General features: G+C 57.3%; 10 protein-coding genes. 9 read left to right on the forward strand and 1 reads right to left on the reverse strand.

What is annotated here, in order from left to right:
- The first annotated feature begins 408 nt into the window (after positions 1–408).
- A complete protein-coding gene (locus tag ENN40_06990; GenBank protein ID HDP95088.1) occupies positions 409–1,716 on the forward strand; it encodes a hypothetical protein in 1,308 nt (435 codons plus the stop codon).
- 101 nt (positions 1,717–1,817) lie between these two features.
- Positions 1,818–2,384, forward strand: a complete 567-nt coding sequence (locus tag ENN40_06995) for a DUF4125 family protein (GenBank protein ID HDP95089.1) — start codon at positions 1,818–1,820, stop codon at positions 2,382–2,384.
- Positions 2,385–2,533: 149 nt separating this feature from the next.
- On the opposite strand, the gene ENN40_07000 is transcribed toward ENN40_06995, so the two are convergent.
- The gene (locus tag ENN40_07000; protein HDP95090.1) at positions 2,534–3,214 is read right to left on the reverse strand and encodes a hypothetical protein; all 681 of its coding nucleotides are present in this window, start codon (positions 3,212–3,214) and stop codon (positions 2,534–2,536) included.
- Positions 3,215–3,358: 144 nt separating this feature from the next.
- Between ENN40_07000 and ENN40_07005 the strand changes: the two genes are divergently transcribed.
- From ENN40_07005 to ENN40_07035, 7 genes are read left to right on the forward strand one after another with little or no spacing between them, the layout of a single operon-like run.
- Positions 3,359–3,973, forward strand: coding sequence for a TetR/AcrR family transcriptional regulator (locus ENN40_07005; protein HDP95091.1), 615 nt, complete (start codon positions 3,359–3,361; stop codon positions 3,971–3,973).
- Positions 3,970–5,274: a TolC family protein gene (locus tag ENN40_07010; GenBank protein HDP95092.1), complete on the forward strand. Its 1,305-nt coding sequence runs from the start codon at positions 3,970–3,972 to the stop codon at positions 5,272–5,274. The genes ENN40_07005 and ENN40_07010 overlap by 4 nt, the downstream gene beginning before the upstream one ends.
- Positions 5,271–6,158 (forward strand): HlyD family efflux transporter periplasmic adaptor subunit, encoded by an 888-nt coding sequence (locus tag ENN40_07015; protein HDP95093.1) that lies wholly within the window; start codon positions 5,271–5,273, stop codon positions 6,156–6,158. Before ENN40_07010 ends, ENN40_07015 begins: the two co-directional genes overlap by 4 nt.
- Before the next feature lie 7 nt (positions 6,159–6,165).
- Positions 6,166–7,077, forward strand: a complete 912-nt coding sequence (locus tag ENN40_07020; protein HDP95094.1) for an ABC transporter ATP-binding protein — start codon at positions 6,166–6,168, stop codon at positions 7,075–7,077.
- Entirely contained in the window at positions 7,061–7,792 is a 732-nt protein-coding gene (locus tag ENN40_07025; protein ID HDP95095.1) for an ABC transporter ATP-binding protein, read from the forward strand. Before ENN40_07020 ends, ENN40_07025 begins: the two co-directional genes overlap by 17 nt.
- Complete coding sequence (locus ENN40_07030) at positions 7,779–8,891, forward strand: ABC transporter permease (GenBank protein ID HDP95096.1); 1,113 nt, start codon at positions 7,779–7,781, stop codon at positions 8,889–8,891. The genes ENN40_07025 and ENN40_07030 overlap by 14 nt, the downstream gene beginning before the upstream one ends.
- Positions 8,825–9,982 (forward strand): ABC transporter permease, encoded by a 1,158-nt coding sequence (locus tag ENN40_07035; GenBank protein ID HDP95097.1) that lies wholly within the window; start codon positions 8,825–8,827, stop codon positions 9,980–9,982. Before ENN40_07030 ends, ENN40_07035 begins: the two co-directional genes overlap by 67 nt.
- Positions 9,983–10,059: the final 77 nt, after the last annotated feature.

Genomic DNA, 10,059 nt, shown 5'->3' on the forward strand with positions numbered 1-10,059 from the left:
ACCGGGGTGGACAATCGCTTGATCCTGGCCAACATCCAACGTTTGGCTGAAGCGGACTGGTGGCAGGGAATTGTGGTACCTCGGATTCCGGTGATTCCCGGCATCAATGATTCAGACGAAAATATCCGCGAGTCGGCAAAATTTGTCCGGGAGTCGGGATTGGAAGTGATCAACCTCCTGCCCTTTCACCGTTTGGGGGAATCCAAGTACCGTCAACTGGGGAGGTGTTACCCCTTTGTCGACATGAAGCCGCCGCAACAAAAACACATGGAACACTTGCAGAATATCGTGCAGTCGGAAGGGCTTTATGCTTTTATCGGGCATGAGACGCCGTTTTAGAGCGATCGGCCACGGCGTGGACTACAGCCAAGTGAAATGGTAACCTAATTCAGAACAGGAGCTAGGGAGATGAAAAACAAGGTAATCTTTATCGCGGGTATGATTTTTTTGTATATTGCTGTTATTGGATATGCAGCCGATAAGACGAGCGATGACCCTGTGTGGAAACTGAGTTTCAGCGAGCGCACGCGTCTGACCACTTTCGACAACAGCATCAACCTGGATGACGGGATAGCGGACACCTTCACTTTTACCCGCCACTACACCAGCCTGGGACTGACCTGGACGCCGCACGGGGATTTTTCGTTTATGGTGAAGTTTGCCAACGAGTTCCGCAGCTGGCTGAGCCCCAAGAGCAGGCGTAATGACTTGAACGAGATTTATTTTGACCAGTTGTACGTGAAGTGGAAAAGCCCGGGATCCGGTTTGACCCTGACCGTCGGGCGCCAGAATATCATGTTGGGGGAAGGCTTTGTCTGCCTGGACGGCCAACCGCTGACGGGATCGCGTTCGGCTTACTTTAACGCCGTGCGGGCGGATTATGTCTTCAGTAAGAACCACAGCCTGACTGCATTTGTCTCCCACGTACCGCGTACCGATACCTGGCTGCCGTTGATCAATGAGCCCGAGCCGCCCCAACTTCTGGAAGAGCAGGCCAATACGGGAATCGGTCTTTATTACCAGGGAAGCCTGGGCAAGGTGGGGCTGCAAGCCTACTACTTCCGCAAGGATACCGAGGCCAATGACATAACAACCGTTGAGTCGGGCATCAATACCCTGGGTGCCCGCGCGGTCCTGCCCCTGGTCGATCGTCTGTCAGTAACCGCGGAAGCAGCCTTGCAAAACGGTTCTCTCGGAGATGTGGACCGGGGTGCGTACGGTGGCTATTTTCACCTGGATTGGAAGATGGCGGAATCCGTACCGATCGTGAGGCTACTTACTTTTGGCGGGATTCTGTTGAGCGGCGATGACCCGGCTACGGCGGATTATGAAGGATGGGATCCCCTGTGGAGCCGTTGGCCCAAGTGGAGCGAGTCCTATATCTATACATTTATCCGTGAGGGCGGGGTGGCCCGCTGGACCAACTTCAGTGCCTTTTACTTCGGGCTCAATGCCGTGTTTAACAAGGACTTCAAAGCCAGGATCCATTACTATATTCTGGGAGCGCCCCAGGATGGTCCGGCCCTGCCCTCCTTCGCCGGACTGGCTGGAGAGGGTCAGCAACGGGGTGGTTTGCTGGTCTCGCGTTTTGACTACGTGATCAACCCCCACCTGTCCGGCCATTTTGTTTGGGAGCATTTTGAGCCCGGCAGTTACTATGTTGACACGGCGGACGGGTACAATTGGTTTCGTTTTGAACTGATGATTCGTTATTGAGGTTTCATTTAACTGCGGACCCCGCACCCATCCATACCTTCCCAACCGGCCGGCCCCGGATAGGCCCGGGGCCGGTTTGGCTGAAATAGTGGAGAAACCCAATGGAAACAGAAAAAAAAGACAAGTGGACATTGATCGATGCCATCATTGAACATGAACTGAAAATGTTTCAGGCCGTGAATTCCCGTCCCGGTTCGGGGCAGGATTGCCAGCAACGGCCGGAAACATTCCGTCTCATGCGCTGGATGCACCACAGCGTGCTGTCTGAAGCAACGCTTGCGGCCTACCTGGAAGACCTGGAGGCTGCGGTTGTCCTGGAGCGCAACCTGGTGATGGAAAAATACGCGCGCATGGAAAACCAGATTCAGGCACTCAAGGACAATCCCCTGATCTTTCGTATTGCCGAAGCCGAGTGCGCCTGGATGAAGGAGATGCGTGAGCAATATCCCCACGTGATCCAGGGTGACGCGGACGGTTTCCGCAATTACCTGGTGAGTGAACTGGAGACTTATTCGGATGATACCCTGGCACGGCTGTGGGGCGATGTTCAGGCGGCCACGGTCAGGGGTTTGAACTTGCCGCAGATGAGGTATCGCAACCTGTTCAAGCGCCTGGGCTACGAATCCCTGGAAGCGGTGGAAGCCGAAAAAGCCGGGAAAGAGGATTAGGCAAAGGCCACGACCGGAATGAAGGTTGGGCGGGAACTTTTCGAGCGGCTGGCAGGGTTCATTCACGCGGCCTGCTCTATGGTTCAGGCTTGCATTGAGGATTCGGCGACCCGCCGCCTTCCCCTGGGCACCGGCTGACTTGGGGTGGGTCAGAAGCGGTCGGGGAGGGGATCGTATTGCGGGGGGTTCTCCAGGCGGGTTTCCTTGATGCGGTCCATGAGTTGCTGGTTGATCTGGTAGGCTTCGGAGGTATGCAGCGCTTGCCCCTGGCGGTGGAGTCGCAGGGCCAGGTGTTCTTGCTTTTTTTGCAGGTTGTCGTAGAGTTTCTGGTAATGGCCGCTCCCGTCCCACTCTTCCAGTCTCAGGAAGGTATAGGTGGACCACTCCAGGTGATGGCGCTTGCAGTCGATACAGAACACTTTCTGGGCGTAGCTGTTATTGCCCTTGAAGTGGATTGCCGCGCTGTCGAAGAGAATGTTTTCTCCGGAGCAGAAAGGACAATGCTTGGGTTTGTCGGTCTTTATGTCGTCCCGCTTGCCGTCCTCGTCGGTGCTCTCCTTGAACTGTTTCTCACTCACTTCGGTGAAGGCGGCGGCGCAGGCGCGGCAGCGGATCTCCAGTTTGAGGAAGCGATCCTCCACCTGGCCGGGCTGCAAAGGCCCGAAGGGGTTGGCGAAATAATGCGAGGTCACTTCAAGGTCAGCCTTGTCGCACTCCGGGCAATGGGCTTTGCCGGCTTTCAGGTAGTTGTCGGCGGGGATTGTCGCAGGAGCGGCGGACTCCTTGGGTTTTTGCTTTACATGAAAAGTCATTTTGCGCTTGGAACTCATTTTCGCCTCCCGGGCCGCCGGCGGCGGCGGATAAACCTATTATACCATACGCCGTTTTCTCTAAAAAAACGGAGAAGGGGTTGACAGGAAATAATTTTCACGCTATATTAAGCGCATGGTTAAATTAAGTGGTTGGTTAGTTTGATGGCCGCGTCTGATGCGCCGCAACGAATTTTGGACGCGGCCCGCCGGGAATTTGCCGATCACGGTTTTTCCGGGGCGCGGATGGATGTAATCGCCCGGGGCTCCGGTGTCAACAAGGCATTGCCTTTCTACTATTTCCGGTCAAAGGAAAAGCTTTACGAAGAAGTGGTGACTGGAGTGATGGGTGAATTCCTGAGGATCATCCGTCCCATTTTGACCTCCGACCTGACTCCCCGGACGTTGGTTGAACAATTTCCGCGGGTGATTATCGATTTTTTTTCCAATAACCGTGATTTCCTTCGCATCGTGGGCCGTGAACTTCTGGACGGCTCCGCCAGGGCGCCGGAGCTTATGGCACGATTGATGCGCAATGAACCTCACGGTGGACCGGTTTTTTTTGCCCATGAGATAGAACAATGGTATCGCGAGGGCTTGATACGCGAGCAGGATCCCGTACAGTTCATGCTGCACTTGTTTTCCCTGTGTATCTATTCCATCCTGGCCCGCCCCATGGTGGAGATGGCATTCCAGGTCCGTAATCAATCGGACAAGGAATTTTATGAAAAGCGGATCCGCGGGGTGACCGCGGTCTTGAAAGAGGGAATATTGACATGAAAATCATATTGATGCTGATGCTTCTGGGCGGCGGCATGTTGTCGTCCGCCACCGTTACATTGGAGCAGGCGGTCCGGGACGGCCTGGAGCTTGCTGCTTCCGTGCGCGACGGGCGTATCGATGTGGAGAACGCCGAGCGCCGGTTGCGACTGGCCCGGTCACGTTTCCTGCCCGACCTGGATGCCGGGGGGTCCTGGCGTTTCCAGTCCGAACGCATGCAGTTGGCGATCGATCCCATCATCCAGGCAAGCCAGGTGCTCTTTCCCGGCCTGGAACGAACCGTGGGCACCAAGCATAACTGGGATCTTTATCTGGGATTGACCCAGCCGATTTACACCGGCGGCATTCTTTCCCGGAGGCGGGACCAGGCGGAGGCCCGGGTGGAGGAGGAGTCCCTGCACTTGCGCAGCGCCCGGGTGGAGCGGGCGTCCGCGATCCGTGCCGCATACTACACCCATGCCATGCTCGAACAACGCCGTTCCGTGGCGCAACAACTGGCGGAGCGGTTGGAACTGCATCTGCAACGCCTTGAAGCCCTGGCCGCGGAGGAGATGGCGCGCCGCAGCGATGTGTTGGAGACCCGCTCCCGCCTGGTGGACACCCAATTGAATGTGAATGAACTGGATCAGGCCGTAGCCGAAGCAGTCAGCCGCTTTCACGAGCTTTGCGGCCATTATCCCGCGGAAATCTTTGCGGCCGCCGACCCCAGGGCCTTTTCCCGGGAAGAGGCCGAAACCCGTTTTCTGAGTCGGCATCCGGGCCTGGCGGCGCTGAAGACCCGCTTTCAGCAACTGGACCTGGAAGAAAAAGCGGTCGCGGGCAAGTACCGTCCCAGTGTGGCTGCTTTCGCCGCCTTTCACCTGGGCCGTCCGGGCGTGGATATGTTCGCGGCCGATTGGATGGGGTATGCCGTTTTGGGGGTTTCTTTTTCGATGCCGGTATTTCACTGGGGTCGCGGAGCGGAAGAGCGCGGCCTGGTACGTGCCTCAGCCCGCAAACTGGACTACCGGCATGAGGCGTTGCTGCGAAACGTTGCTCATGCGCTGGACCGGCTTTTCGATCGCCTGGCCATGTTGGAGCGGCAGGTGGATGAACTGAAAAAACTGTCCGGCCTGACCAGTGAAGACATCCGGCTCAAGCAGGCGCTGTATATGGAAAAGCAGATTTCCAACCTGGATTACCTGGCGGTGTTGTGTGAGCAGGAACAAGTCCTTTCCCGATTAGAAGCCGCCCGATACAACCTGAAGTTGACACAAGTCGCTGTTCACCGTGCCATTGGTTACATGGAGGAAGAGCAATGAAAAGATGGGTTTTTATCATGGGAGTTTTCGGACTCCTGCTGGCGGCATGTTCAGATGATGGCGGCAGAGCCTTGCGCGCGGCCGGCGTAGTGGATGGAGACGTACTGAACCTGCGCAGCAAGGTAAGCGGACGCCTGGAAAAGATGGACGTATCTGAAGGCGAAGCCGTGACCGCGGGTCGGATCCTGGCGCAAATCGATGCCCGCAATGTTTTAAACAGAATCGAAGCGGAAGGGATCCGCCGGCGGGACATCGCCGTGCAACGCCTGCGTCTGAAAAGACGCCGGGTCCAATTGGAGGCGGCAAGGGATTACGCCGTAAACACCAGTCGACGTTTAGCGCGGTTGCGCGAGAAAGCGGCCGTTTCCGGAGATCAATATGAACAGGCCCGGCTCAAGCGCATTGAAACCGAAACCGCGTTGAGTGACAACGGCAAGCAACTGTTGTCCCTGGACCTGCAGGAGGAGGCCGGCCGCAACCGTGAAGAGTTGTTGCGGCTGTCGCTTGAAGATCATACGCTTACCGCTCCCATTGACGGCGTGGTGTTGGAGATTCATTCCGTATGCGGCGAAAACCTCTTTCCCGGAAATGCCGTGCTGGAGATCCTGGATACAAGCAGCCTTTTCGTGGAAGTCTTTTTAGAGGAAGCGGAACTGGGTAAACTGAAATTGAACCAGGACGCCCTGATTCGCGTGGATGGGCGTGAAGAACCGGTAACAGGCCGCGTCGCCTATTTCGGCCGCAAGGCCGAGTTTTCCCCCAAGTACATCCTGTCCGAACAGGAACGGCGCAACCTGCTGGTCCAGGTGAAAGTAGAAATTCCCGCGGCAGCGGCGGATGCGGTCAAACTGGGCATGCCCGTAACCGTTGAATTTCCACGGTGAGCGGCACATGGTGCGCCTGGAAGACATCACCTGTTCATTCGGTTCCGTACGTGCGGTAGACAATGTGTCTTTCCCCATCCGTCACGGCCGCATCACCATCCTGGCGGGCGCGGACGGTGCGGGAAAATCCACGCTGTTCCGAATTCTTGCCGGCCTGGAACACCGTGACGGCGGACTTGTATTTCTGGAAGATAAACAAGTCGAGCCCGGTGAAAAGGAATTGTTGCGGCGCCTGGGTTACATGCCGGAGCGCTTCTCGTTGTATCCGGATCTGTCGGTGGAAGAGAACCTGAACTTTTTTGCGGATATTCACCATGTACCCCGCGCCCGCCGGGAAAACCTGAAAGACCGCCTGCTGGGACAGACCGGCATGGCGGAATTCCGTTCGCGGCGGGCGGGAGCATTGTCCGGCGGGATGAAACAGAAGCTGGCCTTGTCCGCCATACTGTTGTCATCCCCGGACCTGATTATCCTGGATGAGCCCACGACCGGGGTGGACCCGCTGTCGCGGTTGGAGTTTTTCGCCATTATCGAGGAACTCAAACAGGAGGGCAAAACCATTGTCATGGCCACGCCCTACCTGGACGAAGCGGAAAAGGGGGATTTTGTGGTCATGCTCAAATCCGGGCGGGTACTGCACCAGGCGGCCATCCATGAGTTGAAGCGTGATTTTCCCGCCCGCCTGCTGCAGGCGCAACCCGGAGGAAATGTGATCGCCGCGTACCAGAAACTGCGCGACAACCCGTTCCTGTCGGAACGGGCTTACCTGAAGGGCCCTTCCATCCGCATCCTGCTGGATCGCGATGAAGACCTGCCCTCCGGTCTGGATTTACCGGAACTGGAAGAAGTCGAACCGTCCCTTGAAGACATCTTTATCTATTATGATCGCGGTGGGGGCTCTCATGGAACCGGTAATTGACGTTCGCGACCTGACCCGGCGCTTCGGCGATTTCACGGCTGTGGACCGGGTGAGTTTTCGCGTTCATGCCGGAGAGATCGTGGGGTTCCTGGGGCCCAATGGAGCCGGAAAGACCACCACCATCAAGATGATCCTGGGCTTATTGCGAATTACCGATGGTTCGGTGCGGGTCCGCGGCCTGGACGCGGTGCGCCAGAGGCGGCGGATCAAGGCCATGACCGGGTATATGTCGCAGAAGTTTTCCCTGTATCCCCTGCTGACCGCCTGGGAGAATGTGACTTTTTTCGGTGGAGTGTCTGGACTGCCCGCGGCCAAACTGGCTGAGTGTCGCAGACAGATCGCCGAGCGCCTGCCTGCCGGCGCCGCGAAACGCCGGGTGGAAGCATTGCCCCCCGGCTTCCGCCAGGAAGTGGCGCTTTTTGTCAGCCTGATGCCGGACCCGGAGATCCTGATCCTGGACGAACCCACTTCCGGGGTGGACCCGGAAACGCGGCGCCGCTTCTGGGACCGGATTTACAATCTGAAACAGGCCGGCAAAACCATTCTTGTCACCACCCACAACCTGGACGAGGCGGAATACGCCGACCGTATGTTGATCATGCATCAGGGCCGTCTGTTGCTGGACGGCGAACCCAAAGCCCTGCTGGAAAGCCATCAGGCTGAATCCGTTGAAGCCCTGTTCCGCGAGGTCATTGAGAAAAATGAGACGCATTAAAGCCGTTATGATCAAGGAGTTTTCCCATATCCTGCGCGACCCCACCAGCCTGACCATCGTGTTTCTCATGCCCCTGCTGATGATGATGATTTTTTCTTACGCGGTGCGCTTTGATTTGGATGCGGTGGAAACCGGTATCGTGGATTACGATCAGGAACGCGGAGCCGAACAGCTTATCAACAGTTACGCCAACAACAACTATTTCCGTTTGCTCGACTTGCGTCGCGCCCACCCGCGTCCCCTGGCCCATGGTGAAGACCTGATTCGCAGCGGTCGCCTCAAGCAGGTGGTGGTGATTCCGGCTGATTTCAGCCGCCGGGTCGCCCGTGGAGAACCAGCCGAAGTGGGCATCATCATCGACGGCAGCGACGCCAAGGTCGCCTCCCTGATTTACCAGTACAACGAAATGTTGTTGCGCGAGTTTTCCCCTGAAGGGGTTGCGCCAGGTTTTTCCGTTTCCACCACCGTGCATTTCAACCCCGAACTGAAAAGCCACTTCTTTTTTATTCCCGGAATCGTCGCCATTCTGCTGGTGATGGTCGCGGCCCTGTTGACTTCCGTCAGCCTGGCACGGGAAAAAGAATCGGGATCCATCGACCTGTTGTTTATTTCGCCGCTGCGATCCTGGGAGATCATCCTGGGGAAAACCCTTCCCTACCTGGTGGTGGGCTTGCTGGAGGAGGTGATGATCCTGGCATTCGCCCGCTTCTGGTTCCATATCCCCTTCCGCGGAGACCCGCTGGTGCTATTGCTCTTCTCTATTCTCTACATCCTGGCGGGGCTGGCCCTGGGCATCCTGGTCTCCACCATCGCTTCTTCGCAGAAGAGCGCCATGTTCGCGGCCCTGATCATTACCCTGCTGCCCTCGATCATGTTGTCGGGTTTTATTTTTCCCCTGGAGTCCCTGGCGCCGGTGATCCGCGCCGTATCGCTGGTGGTCCCGGCCCGCTACTTCCTGGAAATTATCCGCGGCGTCATTTTAAAGGGAGGGGGAATCAACCATTTCCTTGTGGAGGGCCTGGCCCTGGCCGGATTCAGCCTGATCCTGTTGACCGGGGCCATGGCCCGGTTCCAACGCATCCGCCGGAGGCACTTGTGAAACTTTTCCACCTGGTGCGCAAGGAGTTTATTGAGCTGTTCCGCCAGAAGGAATTGCTCCCCATGATGCTCATCGCCCCGATCGTGCAGGTGATTGTGCTGGGTTACGTGGTGTCCACCGATGTGGACCGGGTGCCCGTTTACCTGGTCAACCGTTCCCAATCCGTGGAGGCCCGGAGGCTGGTCCAGCGGATCTCTTCCACTCCGTTGTTCGATGTGCGCCACAGCGGCACCGGCATGGTCAACACCCTGGAGGTCCTGCGCGGCGGCAAAGCCATGGCCGTGGTGGAATTTCGCGACGGTGGAGATGGGGGGTCGATATTCCCCGAGGTTTTGATATCCCTGGATGGTGTGGACGCCAATACCTCCGCCATCGCCGCCGGGTATCTCAACGGGATTCTGCGGCGCTTTCTGGAAGAGGAGGCGCGCAAGCACGGCCGTGCTCCGCCGGTAAGCCACAACACGCTGATCCGCTACAACCCCGGCCTGCGCAGCATCAACTACATGGGTCCGGGAATCGTGGCCCTGTTGCTGACCATCCTGACCCTGTTCATGACTTCGATTTCCCTGGTGCGGGAAAAAGAGCAGCAGACCATGGACACCCTGATGGTTTCTCAACTGCGCCCCTGGCAGATCTACCTGGGCAAGGCCCTGCCCATGGCGTTTATCGGGCTGGTGGAGATGTCGTTGGGCACATTGCTGGTGATGCTGTGGTTCCGGGTGCCCGTGCGCGGTAACCTGCTCCACCTGTTCCTGGCAGCGGTTGTGTTCCTGGCGGCCATCCTGGCCTACGCCCTGCTGATCTCCACCATTGCCGGCACCCAGCAACAGGCCCTGTTTTTTTCCTGGTTTTCCATGGTGACCTTTATCATGCTGAGCGGCCTGTTTACGCCGGTGGAGAACATCCCCTCCTGGCTGCGCTTCCTGGCGGACATCAATCCCGTGCGCTACCTGATCGCCATTATCCGCGAGATCTTTCTCAAGGGCAACGGTATAGCCTTCTTCTCCGGCGACCTGCTGCGCCTGGGAGCCATCGCCGCGGTAGTGCTCTCCGTTTCGCTGCTCAGCTTCCGCCGGTTTATATCGAAATAAAGTTGAAAAGTTGGGATCTATTACGTTTTGTGTGGGTAAATACACATTGGTAATTGGTAGGCGGTTGTGAGTATGAG

Source organism: Candidatus Aminicenantes bacterium (assembly GCA_011049425.1).
In the GTDB taxonomy this organism is placed as follows: Bacteria; Acidobacteriota; Aminicenantia; order UBA2199; family UBA2199; genus UBA876.